Source organism: Microscilla marina ATCC 23134 (assembly GCF_000169175.1).
GTDB lineage: Bacteria > Bacteroidota > Bacteroidia > Cytophagales > Microscillaceae > Microscilla > Microscilla marina.
This window is the reverse complement of record NZ_AAWS01000029.1, coordinates 1-17,778: the sequence shown is the minus strand read 5'-3', so window position 1 is coordinate 17,778 and position 17,778 is coordinate 1. Positions and strand designations below refer to the sequence as shown.

The window sequence follows — 17,778 nt, the reverse complement described above, 5'->3', positions numbered from 1 at the left end:
CAAAAAGCTTGATTTCGCAGATAGTATCTGTAGTTTGCTTGGCTAAAATTTGTTTCATTACGCCGAACCGCAGGGCGAAGCCCAAGTTTTAAAATCCCGAACTTGATTCGGGGCTCTGCCTTTTCGGCTAAACAGCTCAAACGTTCCCTCGTTCCTCGGTCAGTGATCTGTTTAGCTTACGCAGAGCTCGGCGCAGCAAAGCTGCAGCCTCGGTTTTACGGCTTCATTGCTCAAACCGATAGCTACAGCTTCGCTGTGCTGAGCTCACCGAAGGTAATTTCTTAACGCCCACAAACTAAGGCGGAAAGTAAAGGCGCTGTTTTTCAAGCACTTTTGAGACTGATAAAATTAAACTCTATAAAAGTATTAGTAGTGAAAAATTAGTGTACGGTTTTGAAAAACAAAAATAAGAAGGCTTGTTTTTTAGTTTTTTATGCCTTGCTGTTTTTGTTGAATCTTTTCTTTAAACTTTCCTGCCATTTTATCAAAACGTCCCTTTTTAAAAATGTTAGTACCTAGATCAACGCCTTTGCGCAGTTCTTTTTGCTCTTCTTCGGGCAGCGCTATAAAATCTTTACATTCGTCAGAACAACAGTCATTGTATTTTTCAGCGCACTCTTCACACTGAATAAATAGCAGATGGCAAGCATCATTTACACAGTTAGTATGGGTATCGCAAAGTTTGCCACACTGATGACAATGGCTGATTACGTCATCAGTAATACGCTCGCCCAAGCGTTCGTCAAATACAAAGTTTTTTCCAATAAACTTATTTTCAACTCCTTTCTTTCTGGCATCCTGGGCGTATTTTATAATTCCCCCCTCAAGCTGAAATACTCGTTTAAACCCCTTGTGCTTAAAATAAGCACTGGCTTTTTCGCAACGAATGCCCCCTGTGCAATACATCAACAGGTTTTTGTCTTCTTTGTGCTCCTCGATCATGTCTTCTATAATGGGCAATGAGTCGCGGAAAGTATCTACATCGGGGGTGATGGCTCCTTTGAAATGCCCCACTTCGGTTTCGTAGTGGTTGCGCATGTCTATAATGATGGTATTGGGGTCTTCAGCAAGTTGGTTAAACCCTTCAGCATCTACATGTTGTCCTTTATTGGTTACGTCAAAAGTTTCATCATTGAGTCCATCGGCAAGCACTTTTTCACGCACTTTTATTTTAAGCTTATAAAACGATTTACCATCATCTTCTACTGCTACATTTAGGCGAACTCCATCTAGCCAGTGGGTGCTGTATAAGTCAGCTTTGAAAGCCTCAAAATTTGAAGCAGGCACGCTCAATTGAGCATTGACACCTTCTTTGGCAAGGTAAATACGCCCAAACACGCCTAACTTGTCCCAACGCAGGTACAAATCGTCACGAAAGGTTTCTGGGCTTTCTAATTGATGATACTGATAAAACGATATGGTCAACCGTTCTTCTTTGCTTTCTTTCAGCTTTTCCTTAAGAACGCGTTTGTCTATTTTGTTATGTAATGCCATAATAACTTGCAAGGTTATCAGCCTGCGCCCTATTGAGCAGCAAACCTTAAATGATTTATTTGAGCAACAAAATTACAAATTTTAGGAGAACTATCTGTGAAAGGTAAGGTTTGATTGTAAAATGGGGGTATCATGCAGTGATTTGCCCACTATAATATGATGGCTACATACTACACCCAAGTACGCACTATAAGGGGTGACCAATGAAAAGTAACAAGAATAAGGATTGATTACTACAACTAATGTAACAAAGCCGAAAACTCAGGAAAATACCACTTATTTTATCACCCTACCCCTGTTTATTGAGATAGACGTTTAGTATATGAAATAAACAGTTGCAATACTCAACTTCACTTATTTCAACCAATACACATCTCGTGACTATTTTGTAAAAAAGTACTTTTTTAAACTAAAGTTGTATAAATTGCTTTCAACAAAGGGTATTTATATAGATACCCTACTGATTCATCAAATTAATATTTTATTATTTATGAAAAATTTTAAACAATTACAAAATGTAACTACGCTTGATAAAAAAGCGCAACAAAATGTAAAAGGTGGTTGGCTCGATAGAAGCTGCCCTCGTCCTGGAATGTGGTGGTGTGAGCCCGGTAGATGTGTACCTCGTGGTTGGCAATGTCCTTAATCTTGGAGCATTAACTCCTTTAATAATTCCACAACACAATTATTCACCATTTTTATATTATACACTATTATGAAAAATTTCAAGAAAAATCAGATCGACAAAAAAGATTTACAAGCAATCAAAGGTGGACGCTACCCAATTAGCGAAGCTGATTGCAGGAGATTTGGTGGTTACTGGGATCGCAGACGCAGATTTTGCATCTTTCCCTAAGTTTTTAACAATGGTTAGTAATCACTACTGATCTTTTAGTTAAAAAAAACAAGAACTTATTATTCACCATTTTTATATTATACACTATTATGAAAAATTTCAAGAAAAATCAGATCGATAAAAAAGATTTACAAACAATCAAAGGTGGGTTTTACCCAATTAGCGAAGCCGATTGCAGAAGGTTTGGTGGTTACTGGGACCGAAGACGCAGATACTGTGTTCTTTACTAAGTTTTTAACCGTGGTTAGTAATCATTACTGGCCTTTTAATTAAAAAAACAAGAACTTATTATTCACCATTTTTATATTATATATACTATTATGAAAAATTTTAAGAACGCTGAAAAGCTTGACAAAAACGCACAAAAAGAAATCAAAGGCGGACGCTGGGGACGTTGTGACCGTCCTAACATGAGGTTTTGTGAGCCAGGTATTTGTGTACCTTACGGTTGGCAGTGCCCTTAATCTGATATACCATTACAATAGCCGCCTCCAAAGGCGGTTATTGTATTCAATTATATATAATAGTATTTAAAATCTCCAACAACCAAACTACGCACAACATACTATAAGTTTAAAATTTTTTCATGAATCTAAGAACACCTCAGGATGTGGCTATAATCCGGAGGTGTTTTTTTTGTTCGAAATAAACTAGAATCAGCATTTATAACTACCTGAAAATAAGCATACCATGAATTTTTAGCTACTTATAAACTGAGCCTGAAACTTGTTATAAGAGCTCAACAGAATGTAATGCTTTGGTATCTAAGGACTTGCCCCTAGAGCTATGAATTAATTACATTGAGTGATTGAGAAAAAAGAAACCCCCAAAAGACATAAAATCCTTTGAGGGTTTTGCTTATTGCTAGTGCATCAGGTACTAAGTTACTCACATATTATTTGGCGTCCCCGAATCAAGTTCGGCTCACAGCTCCGAGCTTGTTCTCGGAGGACTGTGAGCTTTTGCCCCCTGACTTCCTCGTAAAAAAATTAGATAGCTAAGGTTCCGATATGCATCGGAATTCAGAAAGCGAACTATCCGCCATTTTAACGACTCGTCAGAAAACAAAACCGAGCTTTTCGCGAGCTCAACGAAGTTAATTCATCCAAATTAATAGGCAACTTATTTAATCCCTAATGCACTAGGTACCGATTTACATCGGCACCTAAAAATTGATTATGTTTTCATTTACAATAGTGTAGTGCTTTTTAAGTCGATTAGGTCAAACTAGCCAAGCCTTATAGATTATTGGCTCAATAAAAGCCACGTTTAGGGCTTTTAAGCAAAACAATCAAAAAACTCAACAGCTACCGACCACCGATTAAACACTATTAACTAACAAATCCATAAACCATTGAAAATAAGCATACTATGAATTTGTTAGTTGTCTATGGAACAGGGCGCAACTTGAAGCTTATCGCTTAAAGCTTGCCCTTGTGGGTGCTATGGACTATTTAGTATTTAATAAACTTCTTAGTCACGGTTTTGCCTCCACCGATGATACGGATAAAGTAAGTACCAGCTGGCAAGTCTGCAATGTCAATAGCAGTACCTGGGTTCATCTTTACAGTTTTAGCCAAACGACCATACATTGAAAAGATCATTACCTGACTTGCATCTTTGGTTTTACCGTTGGCTTTTACATACAACACCTTGTCGGCAGGGTTAGGATATACCGTATAACTGTCTGATTTGGTGTTTAGGTCGTGCGTTACAATATCGGTACCACGACTTGCCTGCGCACTGGTATTGTTGTTTTGCACACAGAAAACAATAGATTCTTCTCTGCCAAATTCTCCACCAGTAGCAATCATACCATTGACACCTGACAAGCTATAAGCACCTTCACCATAGCTACAGCAAATACCATCTCCGATACGGTCTTTGATAGTAAAAGTATAGTTACCAGTAGGCAGCTCGCTAAATACTTTGGTGATGTTAGAACCATCAGGCGTATTGTCAGCAGTATAACTCGCTGAATCTATAATATTACCTTCGGCATCTTTCAATTCCCAAGAAGTTTCCTCTGGGTAATTGTCAAAAGTAAGGTCAAGCGTAATGTCGCCCGCAGTACAGCTTCCTTCAGTGTTCAACAACATATCATCTACTGCTATGTTTGCCCAAAGGTAAGTGTTGGTAGCGCCTACAAATCGTAATTGAATACGTTTGCCAACATACGCTCTCAAATTCATACTTTCAGATTTCCACTCGGCTCCTTGGTTGCCGGTTTTACCCCATATAGCTGTCCACGAAGTACCATTGTCTACACTTATCTCCAGGTTCAACGTACCTGTTTTATAAGGAGAGTTCATGTAGTATTTGAAAGTAAATACTGGATTGTTGGCCTGTGAAAGGTCAAAACACGGAGAAGTAAGAATTGATGGTTGAAATGGGTTCCCTCTCCATGGGTGTACATAAGCATATCTTTTACCTTCGGTAGCCGGAGGCGCAATATTAGGGTTAGAGTAATCTCTTGGTCGAATAGAAGCCCAGCGTAAACCCCTGCTGTTGTTCTGTGTCCAAGCACCCAAACCTTTCTCAAAACCTTCGGTATAAGGGAAAGTAGTAATGCCATTGTCACAAGAAGCTACAGAATTGCTGATACAGAAAGAAGTAGACTCTTCTGTTCTGAATTTACCTCCGGTTACGATTACCCGATCGCCAATAGACAAAGTATAGAAAGCGTTGCCCAATAGACCATCTCCGTAAGAATCTTTGAAAGTAAAAGTATATTGACCATCAGGCAATTCAAAAGTTTTGCTGGTAGACGAACCATCAGGCGTATTGTCAGCCGTATAGCTTGCAGAATCTATCACATTACCTTCAGCATCTTTCAACTCCCAAGAAGTTTCTTCTGGGTAATTGTCAAAAGTGATGTTTAGAGAAAGTTTTCCTTCTAAACAAATCACAGGCTCTCCTAAAGAGATGCCATCAATTGCTACATCAGCTCTGGCGCCAAACTTCAATAAACGGTTGAATCTTAGCTGTACATTTTCGCCTACATATTGTGACAAGTTCAATTGCACCGAATTCCAATCGCTGCCTTGGTTACCTTTTTGTACCCATAATAGTTCCCAGGTTACTCCATTGTCTTTACTAATATCAAGGCTCACACCGCCTGGCTCGAAGAAGCCCTTCATGTGGTATTTAAAGCTAAAGATAGGATCTTTCAAATTGCTTAGGTTAAAGCAAGGCGAAATCAAAGACGCGCTTTTGCCAAAGAAACCAAACTTACGGGTCACATACGCATACTTTTCACCTTCAGCCGCAGCATCAGGTCCTGTGCTAAACTTTGGAGTAGATCCTGATCCAATTTTCCATTTCAGGGTTTTGCCATTTACAGGAGTCCAGTCACCAAAACCATCTTCAAATCCTTGAGTATAAGGGTAGTTCTCTATGCCATTCAAACAGAAAGGGCTGTTCAAAGTAGTAACTTCCAATACCTCACTCATTTCAGATTTGTTGCCACCAAAATCACGGGCTTTCAGAGAAAATTTATAAGTAGTAAGTGGAGTCAAACCAGTAGCTTTGTAAGTAATACCACTGATGATATCAATCAATTCACCATCGCGGTATATTTCATAACTTGCCACTCCTTGATCATCAGTAGCAGCAGTCCAGCTAATGGTTACATCTGAATAACCAGTGTCTATAATTGCCAATTGAGTAGGCGCAGAAGGAGGAATGCTGTCAGGCGTGCTTGTACCAATACGGAAAGAAGCCACTCGGCTACGGCGGGTACCTTCACCTTTGAAATACTCTCCAATGTGCCAAAACGTCAAGTCGTCCAAAGGATCAACCGTCAATTGAGCATAGTCACCATAACGACCATCGCCACGGTTTTCACGAGAATCGCCATCAGCAATTACATTTTCACCATAAGTCATTACACCTAATGGGTCTGAAGCCAAACGACCAGTGTAACGCAAAGAAGTGTGCTTGGTGCTACTTACTATAGTATACCCCAATCCAATGTTACCTTGTTTGTCCATCGCGATACTACCGCAATAAGCACTATGTCCATCAGGCTGAACATAAGTACCCTCTTGGTATATAGTCCAAGGCTGTCCGTCAGCACTTTGGCGCAACTCATACCAGCGAATACCCGCTTTAGTATCGTCTCCGCTAATATCTACTACAAAGTTGATCACCACCGCATTGTAGTTTTCAAAACGACGGTAGTTGGTCATGTACATCATAGTTGCCTGAATAGCATCCAGATTTGGTCCACTGCCTGGCTCATCAAGGTTTTGGAAAGAACCACCATTGAAGACTCCGTCAAAAGCAGTAGTAGTTAATTTTTGTGGCTCAGAGATGGTAGAATTTTCAGGGTTTGCCCAGTCTACATCAGTTGTCCATATTTTTAGGTGATCTTCGTCTACTCCAGCCCATCCATCATCTTGCATATAAATAATAGAGTGACCTACTCCTGCCGGAGGCAAAGAAGTACCTGTGGCATTGAAACCACCTGGGCTATAAAAACCGTTGTTGCTAATTCCAGGTAAAGGGAAACCAACAATAGTAGCTTCTTCTCCAGTCAACATTTTATCGCGCTCAAGCGCATATACTACTTGGCTAGTAGAAGGGCTGCTTTGGTCTTTGTTGGCAGTGATGTAATAACCATCATTCCAAATAGATAATTTCTCATAATCGGGGAAAGTACCCGTGTTAAATCGGTAAGTATGCCATCCATCGTTTACAGGGTCGGCACCTTTACATACTGCCAGTAATATGCCGTTAGGAGTATTACTAAACTGCATGATGATAAAACGGTTGGCAAAGTTGTCGTACACTACGATAGGATCACCAAGGGTTTCGCCAGGAAACAAAGTACCCAGTGAAGCTTCGGGCACCAATACGTTGCCGCTACGATCAAGTATACCAAAACCAGAGTTAAACGCATACACGTAGTGGTTAGGACCAATAGCCCCAGTAGGGTCATTGAGTACTGTACCTACGTGGGCATCAAAATTGGCAAGCGGTGTCAATGACCTGGTTTGCCCTTGAATTTGGCTTTGGTTTTTTGCCGCTTTTCTTGCCTGGTTAAGTCGGATTTGCTTCTCTATCAACAAGTCTTTGCCTTTAGGATAGCCTTTACCAGGTACGTAGTTGTTTTTACCTCTCCTCTTAGGAGGCGCTTTATGCTCCTGCCCTTTGGCAGAAATAATGTTATCCATTTTCGCTAGTGCTGGAATCTCTCGCACATAGGTACTGGACGCATGATAGTTTGCTTTTTGTGTGGTTTTCTGAGCATATACTCCATAACTACACGTAAGCAGGATAAAAATGAAACTTAGGATTTTTAATCGCATAAGTGAAAATATAATTTAGTGGTTTATTATTCTAGCAGGGTTAAGGCTTATTATTACCTTAGATTTAGTCCTTATGATTGGACTTTAAGCAATATAACTGCAACATATTACTTAACAGACTGGGAGACTCATTGCTCATACAGTCTGGTTAGCATAGTCTATGATCGTTTCATTATGTGCTGGCTTGAAGGTACACGAAATACAAATTGGCTGCATAGATAAGGTATTTTATTGAGTATGCAAAAAACATTGCAATAAAATACATATAACAATATACTTAAAAGTTAAATCTGCTTACTGTATTTTTTGCAGTATATTATTTGGCTCTAACAAATAATTTGGGTAGCATTTAAATGAACTATTCTATGATTTTTTTAATACTTTGAAGTAGATAATCCTATTTATAAAGTACTGACTAACAATATATTGGCTAAGAAAAATTCAATAAAAGTGTCAAAAAAAACAATAGGCTAAATTATATGAATCTATGATCATATATAGGTTATATTATGTTGCTATACCTGACTGCTTTCACTAAGTAATGTAGTACTATTCCAATATTGTACACTGTGTAAAGTTTTTTTTTCTTCAAACATCTCTTTTTACTCCATAAATAAGAGCTTGTTTAAATTTTCGTTTAAAGGAGATTTTGTGACGAGTTTTTGGATTAGATGCGTCAAACCGAGCTCTGTTTCACCTTTGAAAATTAGCATTTAAACTAATTTTGAAGACGACAACATCTGGTAGATGTTGGGCGAGCCCCGTGTGACGGTAGCTATTGCTGATAAATTAACTTTGTTGAGCTCACCACAGCGAAGCTGCCCCGATGAATCGGATTTAGAGATAGGTTCGGTTTGACAATATATAATCTGAAAAGTCGCGTAAAAGACCTAATCAATGAACCGAGCCGAAGGCGAGTTTATAAATCCCGAACTTGTCTTCGGGGCCCAGCCTTTTCGGCTAATTTTAAACAAGCTCTAAAATGATCCCAAAGAAGGTAATCTCTGTTTGTTCCGTCTTGCGGAATCTCTGATTGAAGAAATACAACAATCAAAGGCAAAGTTCAGTGGATTAGCTGCATAGAGCTTGACCTTTTTCGCTCTGCGATGAAGTGGGCTTTGTAGCTTTAATCACTCTTTTTGCTCCACTTTTTATCTTTTGAAGAGGCTTTACAAACAAGTAAGGTTTTCGTGTAAACACCTAAGCATACCCAAAAGTATCATAAGTGCTATATAAGTAACCAACTGACCACACCAGACAGTGGCACCCAACAAAGAGCCTATATGCACTGAATGCCTCACGTTATTTTGGATAAAAACAACCTTACAAGTGGTTTGACCTTTTTACTGCCTTCCTTATAAAACACCCCATTACTTGTACAATATTAACTAGGTTACACTGTATATTAGCATTCACTATAAATAGTATAATTCAGACATTTTTAGTTGTAGAATAAAGTCTACATTTGCCTACGAAAACAAAAAAGACGTGAGTAGATCAAGTAGTATTAATGCTTTAAAATAATGCTTAGGTTAATGCTATTAAATATTGATTTACAACTACTTAAACATTTTAAAACTCAATAAATAATGCTAGCAGAAATACAGCGAAAAAAGTTGCGTTTCAATGATTCACCAACTTTTTAAGAGGCTTATTTCTCAGTAAACAAAATTTAATTATTATAAGAATGAAAAGGACTATTCAACTTAGGCTCTTAGTTTTATTTGTATTGGTGTTACAAATAGGTTGTGTAAAAAAGCAAACCGAAGTACAGCCGGGCAATGTCACACAAAAAGCTGATCTTGTAACGGAAACAGAAGCAAGAAAAATTGCTCAAAACTACAACTTAAGTGGGGCAAAGATTGCCTCAATCACCACGGCAAAAGTAAACGGATTGGCAGCAGTATATCTTGTCAATTTTGAGCGCAACCAAGGCTATGTGTTGGTATCTGCCGAACACAAAATGTCGCCAGTGCTTGCCTTTAATGACAAAGGTAGTTTTACTCTGGAAGACACTAAAGCACCAGGAGTAAGCGATTGGTTTCAACAAAGCAAGCAAGCTATAGCTCAATTGCGTGAAAACGGTAAGCCAGCCGATGCACAGATAAAAGCTCGATGGGAATGTGCTGTTAGTCTGAAAAGAAACGCACGTACTACTGGTTTTGAATATGTGCCTGCACTTACTTACTCTAAATGGGGGCAAGGTTGTTATTACAACGCTCAAACCCCTGTAAAAGAAAACCTACCTTGCGAACGTGCTTATACAGGCTGTGTAGCCACGGCAGTAGGTCAGGTACTTAGGTATTATTATGGAAACATTTGGCGTGAAGGCTACGAAGAAGCTAAAAACACGTCTATGGGACGCAGGTATGACTGGACCAAAATGAAGGATAAACTGACAGAGAATGAGTCTGATGGTATCAAAGGCATAGCCAAACTAATGAAAGACATTGGCGAAGATGTAAACATGTATTACACCGATAATGGATCTTTTTCGAGTGCACGTTTTTACGCTTACCCACGTTTTCATGATACTTACGGGTTTGACGCCAACACTTTACGTTTCATGAATTATTCGGCTGACCCAGCTGAGGTAAGTAAAAAATTAACTGAAGAACTTGACCAAAAACAGCTTTCGGTACTAGTAGGATACAACGACGAAGGAGCTGGCCATGTGTGGGTGTGTGATGGCTACTATAAGTACGATAACAGCGAATTGTTTTTACACATGAACTGGGGTTGGGACGGCAGACCTGACGATACCAATGGCACCAATGGTTGGTATTTATACAATAGTTTTAAACCAAGCGGACGTACATTCAACAACCGTGTAGGGGTAATCACAGGATTTAGAGTAAAGCCTTAAGCGCTTACTATTTATTTTACCAAAGCAACAACGGGGTAAGCTTTATAAGTTTGCCCCGTTTTTTTACGTTTCACTTTTGAGTGTCTTTTTCATTTAAATGGTAATCAACACTCTAAAATAGAGTTTACACAAACCCTGAAACGTTATCGTTTTTTGTCTCTCTCACATACCAATTAAGTAACCGAGGTGTACGGGCGCTAATTATTCTCCTCATTCATTTCAGCCACTTTATCTACAATCCCTTCCAATATCTGAGCGTCTTTTTCTATAGCATTGCCCACTACTATTACATCTGCCCCCGCTTGAAGGGCTTTCTGAGCGCGTTCGGGAGTATTGATACCTCCACCTATGATAATGGGTGCATCTACGCTTTTTCTAATCATACTGATCATTTTGGCACTAATAGGGTGCTCAGCACCGCTACCTCCATCGGCATAAATAAGCTGCAAGCCCAGCATTTCGCCTGCCAATGCAGTACACGCGGCTACTTCGGGTTTGTCGTGAGGAATGGGAGTAGTATTGCTAATATAAGATACGGTAGTTTGTCGTCCGCTCTCTACCAACATATACCCAGTAGGCAATACCTCCAGGTTGCTACGTTTAAGGATAGGTGCCGCTACTATTTGTTGTCCAATCAGAAAATCAGGGTTACGCCCCGATATCAACGACAAAAAGAGGATAGCATCGGCTGCCATATCGATGTGCATGTTGCTGCCTGGAAAAATAATGATGGGTTTTTGAACATGTTGCCGTAACCACTGTACAGTTTGCCCGAAGTTGTCGCCAGTAATGAGACTACCTCCCACAAAAATAAAATCTACTTTGGTAAAGGCAGGCATTTGTAAAAAAGCCTGCCCGGTATTTTCATCAAATTTATCAGGATCAATCAATAAAGCAAATGATTTAATCCCTTGTTTCCTTCTCTGAATGAGTGTTTGCAGTATCCTCTTCGACATTTTTTTCTTTATTGATTAGCGACTGTACGTAGTCATGCGCTACATCTCTTACTTTTTCGGCAGCATACGAAACTACTTCTCTGCCAACCCACATAAGCACTAACTTGCCCCAACTTTCTTTTTTTTCTACAGGAGGACAAATTATTGGAGCAGGCTCATCTACCTCATCTACTGGTTCATCCTTGCTTTTAGTAAGCGCACGTATTATCTGAAAAGTGACAAAAGCAGTTCCGGCAGCTAGTAATACAGTGCCAGTATCTTTTTTTATTTTGGTCAAATCATTTGTGACCAAAGCTTTTTGTTCTTTTGCCTTTTCTTTCAGGCTAGCACGCATTTGCGATACTTCCCCTACCGGGTTAGCAGCAAGCATTGACGATTCACTCTGGTAAGCGTTTGGGTTGTTGTTTTCGTTCTTTTTCATTGGAGTCTTTCTTTTCGGTTTGTGTTATCATTTGATACATGGTATGTTCAAAGCCACGCCTGATGGCGCGCTTTTTTAACCATAACAACGCCAAGAGCATCAAGTGGACTCCAGCTACTATCATAAATCCAATGTAGGATCCACCCAGTACTGAGTTGAGATAGTAAGCCAAGGTAAGATTCAAAAATACCATAACTATGGTTACAATTACCACCACAATGAGTAATTCGAACATTACAATTACCGCTTTGATAATTTGCTCTTGAGTATCCAGTTTTACCAACTCTACCTTGGTATCGATATAGTCAGCAAGATTATTGGTAAGCTTGTTAATATTGAATAATCCCAAAATTTGATAATGTGTTTGATATATCCCTAAATAAATTTTACCAAAAGTACAAAATAATAAATTATAGGAGTATGCATTCAGCACTAAATTTTAACTAATCACTGACAGTCAATTACTTAATAAACTACCCACACTTCTTTTTGTTTATGAGCAATCCAGGTCATTATTGAGTTAAAACGCCCCAAGGGCAACTTAAGCATTATTTATTTCGTAAGTTTCTTGCAAACACATAAGAAAATTATGCATCTTTGTTTTATGTATAACTCAGGAAAACTATAATCAATAAATTTTATGCGTTTAAAACTTTGGCAAAAGCCAAGCCCTGCTAAAAAAAAGGACTCTCCAAAAAAGCAAAAGAACAAAACCAAAGAGTGGATAAACTCTATTGTGTTTGCTGTAGTAGCAGCGACCCTCATTCGTTGGCTTATTATGTCGGCTTATACCATCCCTACTCCATCTATGGAAGGGTCATTGATGGTAGGCGATTTTTTGTTTGTAAGTAAACTTCATTATGGGGCACGTACACCCAACACCCCACTACGTTTACCCCTTACTCATAATACCATCTGGGGTACCAGTTTACCTTCTTACCTCAGTTGGATTCAACTACCTACATATCGTTTGCCAGGGTTTAGTCATATAAAAAACAACGATGTAGTGGTGTTTAACCTTCCATCTGACAGCATAGCCCGCCCAGTAGACATGCGCACCAATTATATAAAACGGTGCATGGGCATTGCGGGTGATACCCTCAAAATACACGACGCTGAAGTATACATCAATGGTAAAAAAGCGGCGTTGCCAACCAAGCTCCAGTTTCGCTACAAATTAGTAACCACCATACAAGTATCAAAACGTGCATTGGGCAAATACGATGTTTATTTTGGGGGCGAAAACAGCAACTTGCATTACCAAACCAACAATGGGCACCATGTATACCTTATATTTGCCACTCCCCAAAACATGGCTGCACTCAAAACTCAGTTAGGAAGTACGCTTCGTTCGCTCAAAATGCTTAAAGCAACCAAGGGGACATTATCTACCGAGATATACCCCAACAGCTATTGGAGGCACCTCAATAAAAAAGCCCGTCACCAAGCACAAGGCAAAAGGTATGCTTTGACGAAAATTCGTTGGAACATAGACTACTTTGGCCCCTTGGTTATTCCCGCCAAGGGCATGCGTGTGCACCTGACTAAAGAAAATATTATAAAATATGCTCCCATCATCAAAGAGTATGAGTACCACCAGGCGGTGGTGGTAGCTCCCGATTTTTCGCGCATAACCATTGAAGGCAAACCCGTAAAAACATATATTTTTCGCCAGAACTATTATTTTATGATGGGCGACAACCGCCACAACTCTATAGATTCGCGCTACTGGGGCCTGGTACCACAAGATCATGTCTCAGGCAAAGCGTGGTTTACCTGGTTATCGCTGAACCCTAACCGAGGCTGGCTGGAAGGGAAGCTCAGATGGGGACGTTTTTTAAAAAAAATATAACATAAGTAAGTGTTTTTTGAAACTTATCTATTATTTTTTCGTAGCACGTTTGTTTATACCTAAGATTTTGATGTATCTTTGCCCTATGTATTCGAAAGAACTCCTTAAAGGAACACTAAAAACCATCATCCTCAAGCTTTTATCTGAAAATGAAAAGATGTATGGATATGAAATTACCCAAAAGGTAAAAAAACTGTCAGACGACAAGATTATTATTACCGAAGGGGCTTTATATCCCAGTTTACATAAGCTCGAAGCCGAAGGACTGCTTCAGACCGAAACAGTAAATATAGGCAAACGAGTACGTAAGTACTATTCATTGACGCCACAGGGTACTTCTACTGTCCGTGTAAAAGTAGAAGAGTTTACAGAATTTGTAGAAACCATGCAAACATTACTATCACTCAAAGCAACAACGTAATTATGTTTTATTTATCTGAAGAAAAGGTTAACTGGATACTCAACAACCTCCGTACACAAGGCTTAAACGATGACCGTTTGGAGGGAGAATTATTAGACCATATATGCTGTGCAGTAGAGCACGAAATGCAAGAAAATCGCTTGTCGTTCGAAGAAGCTTACGCCCAAACCATTGCCGCTTTTGGCAAAGAAGGAATTCTTAAAGTTCAAAAAGATACGCTCAAAGCCCGCAAGACACGCTCAATTTCACGCCGAATTACTCACTTGAGCGCCACCATTGCAGCTTGTTTGATTTTATTTATTGGAGTAGTAGTACAAGCCCAGGAACGCCCCAATGCCCACCCTTTACTTAAGTCTATCCCGGTTTGTTCGGGTTTTGGCAAACGCCACCACCCTATGAGCAGCAAGCTTAGATTCCATTCAGGTGTTGATATCAGAGTACCCGTAGGCACTAAAGTGTTTGCACCTGCCGGAGGCAAAGTCATTGAAGCTAAGTTTCACCAGGGTCGAGGTTATTATGTGGTGATTCAACACAACGATGTGTATACTACTACTTACTGGCATTTGTCTAAAATACTGGTAAGAAAAAACCAATATATAAAGAAAGGAGATAATATAGCACTTACCGGAAGTACCGGATTCTCTACTGGTCCTCACCTGCATTATGAAGTAAAAAAACACGGCAAAGTGGTCAATCCACAGCAATACTTTGGTAAGTAAATAATAAAACAAGGCGAGCCTCTGATTCACTTTTCATGGCTCGCCTTGTTATTTTTTATGTAATATTTAAACTGTTTATGCAATTACTTTCAAAAATCAGTTATTTTTGCGCTCAGTTTTAAAAAGTCATAGATATGCGTTTGAAATTTTGGAAAAAAAAGGACAAGGAAAATAAAAAGAAAAAAAGTAAAGCCAGAGAGTGGATTGACTCTATCGTATTTGCGGTAGTAGCGGCTACTCTTATCCGTTGGTTGATCATGTCGGCTTATACTATCCCTACTCCTTCTATGGAAGGAACCCAAATGGTAGGTGACTTTTTATTTGTGAGCAAGCTTCATTATGGGGCACGTACCCCCAAAACATTGTTGCACATGCCACTGACTGATAACAAAATATGGGGTACCAATATTCCCTCTTACCTCGACTGGATTCAGTTGCCTATCCGACGCATTCCGGGGTTTAGTGATGTAAAAAACAATGATGTGGTGGTTTTTAACTGGCCTGCTGATACTACCAAAAGCCCGGTAGACATGAAGGTAAACTACATTAAACGATGTGTAGGAATACCCGGCGACAAACTGGAAGTAAAAAATACTCAATTATATATCAACGGTAAAAAAGCAAAAGATCCTGAAAAGCTTCAGTTTTTGTACAGATTGGTTTCAAGCATGAGTATTTCACAAAAAGTACTCGACAAACTGGATATTTATAGAAATAACAGTTATTATGTAACACCTACCAACGATAACAAATTCATTTACCAGATTTTTACTACTCCTCAAAATATCAAGCTGTTAAAACAACAACTAGGGCCTGCTGCACTCTCCATGCAGATACTTGCCAGAGAAAAAAATGAGTTTGCAGCAGAGATTTACCCCAACAGTTACTGGCGAGACCAAAACATGCGCAAGGGTGGGCAGTATAACTATAAACAAAATCCCTGGAACCAAGACTATTTCGGTCCTTTGACTTTACCCAAAGAAGGCATGAAGATAGAAATGACCAAAGAAAATATTATCAAGTACGGACCTGTAATTAAAGAGTATGAATACCACAACAAAGTAGAAGTGGCCAACGATTTCAGCAAAATCACCATTGATGGCAAAGAAATCAAAACGTATACTTTTGTGCAAGATTATTACTTTATGATGGGTGACAATCGCCACAACTCGCAAGATTCACGTTATTGGGGTTTTGTGCCCAGAGACCACGTTGTGGGCAAGGCTTGGTTTACTTGGTTATCGCTGAACCCCAACAAAGGATTATTTAGTGGTAAAGTTCGCTGGAACAGAATGTTCAAAAGCATTGATTAGTAACTCCTGCCACCAATATAAAAAGCCTAATAAGTAGCATTACTTGTTAGGCTTTTTGTTTTTTATCAACAAAACCTTGGGCCAAGCAAAACCAAAGTAGCTAAAACTAAAAGACACCTGATAAAAACTTGCTAAAAAAAGGCTTTTTACCCAAATTACAGGAAGTTGTTCTACTCATCAAAAACTCGTTCTATATGACTGATATCCCATATATTTACCACATTGTACCCACCACCGAATGGGCGCAAGCCGAGCAAGTTGGTATGTATGCTCCCGCGTCTATCAACACTGAAGGTTTTATTCATTGCTCAAAACTAGAGCAAGTAACGGGGAGTGCCCAACTGTTTTTTAAAGGACAAAGTAACTTAAAGTTGCTACAAATCATTGTAGCCAAACTTGATGCTCGCCTCGTATATGAGAATACCACTGGAGGCACCGAGCTTTTTCCTCACTTATATGGCTCGCTCAACCTAAATGCTGTACGCCAGGTTTTTGACTTCAACACCGATGCCAACGGGCAATTTGTCCTGCCTGACACTATGGGCTCTCAGTAAGTATTATACATCACCAAAAGTTATTGTATACACACTCATGCAGAAAATAATCCATATAGATATGGATGCGTTTTATGCTTCGGTAGAGCAACGCGACCACCCTCAGTACCAAGGCAAGCCTCTGGCAGTAGGTGGTAGCCGTGAACGGGGAGTAGTGGCAGCGGCAAGTTACGAAGCCCGCAAGTTTGGAGTATACTCGGCCATGTCGTCGCGGCTTGCCTACCAAAAATGCCCACATATTATTTTTGTACGCCCTCGGTTCGACGTATACAAGGAGGTGTCACAACAAATCAGGGAAATTTTTCACGAGTATACCGATTTGGTCGAGCCGCTTTCGTTGGATGAAGCTTACCTTGACGTTACCAAAAACAAAGTAGGCATGCCCTCAGCTACCATTATAGCTCGTGAGATTAAACAAAAAATTTTTGACGCCACTCAACTTACCGCATCGGCAGGCATTTCGGTCAATAAGTTTTTGGCAAAGGTGGCTTCTGATATGGACAAACCCAATGGGCTTACTCTAATTTCGCCCGAAGAGGCGGCAGATTTTGTAGCCAAACTGCCCATCAAAAAGTTTCACGGCATAGGCAAAGTTACCGCCAAAAAAATGCAACAATTGGGTATTTTTACTGGAGCCGACTTGCGTAGATGGGACAAGGCAAAACTTGTACGGCAGTTTGGCAAAGTAGGCAATTATTATTTTAACATTGCCCAAGGCATTGATCAACGCAGCGTAAACCCGCACCGCATTCGTAAATCTATTAGCACCGAAAACACTTTCGATCACGACCTTGCCAGTCTCGAAGAAATGGAAACAGCACTACACCAACTCGCCGAAGAACTCATGAGACGTATGGAAAAAACCAAGTCGTTTGGGCAAACCATTACGCTTAAGGTCAAGTATGACAATTTTCAGCAAATTACCCGTAGCAAAACCTTGGCTTACCCTATCAACACACTCGACCTGATCATACGTTTGTATCAGGAACTGATCCGGGGGTGTGATTTTTCGGA

At 39.7% G+C, this 17,778-nt stretch carries 15 protein-coding genes; 10 read left to right on the top strand and 5 right to left on the bottom strand.

Translation table 11 applies throughout. The features are described from left to right. Window positions 1-423: 423 nt before the first annotated feature. Window positions 424-1,494 carry an oxygen-dependent tRNA uridine(34) hydroxylase TrhO gene (gene trhO / locus M23134_RS23225; protein ID WP_002700073.1) on the bottom strand — a complete coding sequence of 357 codons (1,071 nt, stop codon included), beginning with the start codon at window positions 1,492-1,494 and terminating at the stop codon, window positions 424-426. 490 nt (window positions 1,495-1,984) lie between these two features. On the opposite strand from trhO, the gene M23134_RS23220 reads away from it, so the two are divergent. The 3 genes from M23134_RS23220 (at window position 1,985) to M23134_RS41315 (ending at window position 2,814) form a co-directional block, all read left to right on the top strand. Continuing rightward, the gene (locus tag M23134_RS23220) at window positions 1,985-2,140 is read left to right on the top strand and encodes a hypothetical protein (protein ID WP_157558613.1); all 156 of its coding nucleotides are present in this window, start codon (window positions 1,985-1,987) and stop codon (window positions 2,138-2,140) included. A gap of 69 nt (window positions 2,141-2,209) precedes the next feature. Next, on the top strand, window positions 2,210-2,350 hold the full coding sequence (locus M23134_RS41320) for a hypothetical protein (protein ID WP_157558612.1): 141 nt from the start codon (window positions 2,210-2,212) through the stop codon (window positions 2,348-2,350). Window positions 2,351-2,670: 320 nt separating this feature from the next. Further along, a complete protein-coding gene (locus M23134_RS41315) occupies window positions 2,671-2,814 on the top strand; it encodes a hypothetical protein (protein WP_002700070.1) in 144 nt (47 codons plus the stop codon). Window positions 2,815-3,804: 990 nt separating this feature from the next. Here the strand turns inward: M23134_RS41315 and M23134_RS23215 are convergent. Next, window positions 3,805-7,662 carry a T9SS-dependent choice-of-anchor J family protein gene (locus M23134_RS23215; protein WP_053337363.1) on the bottom strand — a complete coding sequence of 1,286 codons (3,858 nt, stop codon included), beginning with the start codon at window positions 7,660-7,662 and terminating at the stop codon, window positions 3,805-3,807. 1,687 nt (window positions 7,663-9,349) lie between these two features. Here M23134_RS23215 and M23134_RS23210 point away from each other — a divergent pair. Next, window positions 9,350-10,528, top strand: coding sequence for a C10 family peptidase (locus M23134_RS23210; protein ID WP_045114182.1), 1,179 nt, complete (start codon window positions 9,350-9,352; stop codon window positions 10,526-10,528). A gap of 197 nt (window positions 10,529-10,725) precedes the next feature. Here the strand turns inward: M23134_RS23210 and M23134_RS23205 are convergent, their stop codons facing one another. The 3 genes from M23134_RS23205 to M23134_RS23195 are packed head-to-tail and all read right to left on the bottom strand — an operon-like array spanning window position 10,726 to window position 12,254. Beyond that, a complete protein-coding gene (locus M23134_RS23205) occupies window positions 10,726-11,484 on the bottom strand; it encodes a geranylgeranylglyceryl/heptaprenylglyceryl phosphate synthase (RefSeq protein ID WP_045114181.1) in 759 nt (252 codons plus the stop codon). Next, entirely contained in the window at window positions 11,432-11,905 is a 474-nt protein-coding gene (locus M23134_RS23200; RefSeq protein WP_157558611.1) for a hypothetical protein, read from the bottom strand. Before M23134_RS23200 ends, M23134_RS23205 begins: the two co-directional genes overlap by 53 nt. After that, window positions 11,862-12,254, bottom strand: a complete 393-nt coding sequence (locus M23134_RS23195) for a phage holin family protein (RefSeq protein WP_002700059.1) — start codon at window positions 12,252-12,254, stop codon at window positions 11,862-11,864. The genes M23134_RS23200 and M23134_RS23195 overlap by 44 nt, the downstream gene beginning before the upstream one ends. 291 nt (window positions 12,255-12,545) lie before the next feature. Here M23134_RS23195 and lepB (M23134_RS23190) point away from each other — a divergent pair, with 291 nt between their 5' ends. From lepB (M23134_RS23190) to dinB, 6 genes are all read left to right on the top strand, one after another. After that, complete coding sequence (gene lepB / locus M23134_RS23190) at window positions 12,546-13,757, top strand: signal peptidase I (RefSeq protein ID WP_002700057.1); 1,212 nt, start codon at window positions 12,546-12,548, stop codon at window positions 13,755-13,757. Window positions 13,758-13,842: 85 nt separating this feature from the next. Then, window positions 13,843-14,178, top strand: a complete 336-nt coding sequence (locus M23134_RS23185; RefSeq protein WP_002700055.1) for a PadR family transcriptional regulator — start codon at window positions 13,843-13,845, stop codon at window positions 14,176-14,178. Between the two features lie 2 nt (window positions 14,179-14,180). After that, window positions 14,181-14,897 carry a M23 family metallopeptidase gene (locus M23134_RS40055; RefSeq protein ID WP_002700053.1) on the top strand — a complete coding sequence of 239 codons (717 nt, stop codon included), beginning with the start codon at window positions 14,181-14,183 and terminating at the stop codon, window positions 14,895-14,897. A 134-nt stretch (window positions 14,898-15,031) separates the two neighbouring features. Beyond that, complete coding sequence (gene lepB / locus M23134_RS23175; RefSeq protein ID WP_002700048.1) at window positions 15,032-16,210, top strand: signal peptidase I; 1,179 nt, start codon at window positions 15,032-15,034, stop codon at window positions 16,208-16,210. 194 nt (window positions 16,211-16,404) lie between these two features. Then, a complete protein-coding gene (locus M23134_RS23170) occupies window positions 16,405-16,764 on the top strand; it encodes a DUF952 domain-containing protein (RefSeq protein WP_045114180.1) in 360 nt (119 codons plus the stop codon). A 37-nt stretch (window positions 16,765-16,801) separates the two neighbouring features. Beyond that, window positions 16,802-17,778: DNA polymerase IV (gene dinB, locus M23134_RS23165; RefSeq protein ID WP_002700045.1), on the top strand; the 977-nt coding region annotated here is incomplete at its 3' end.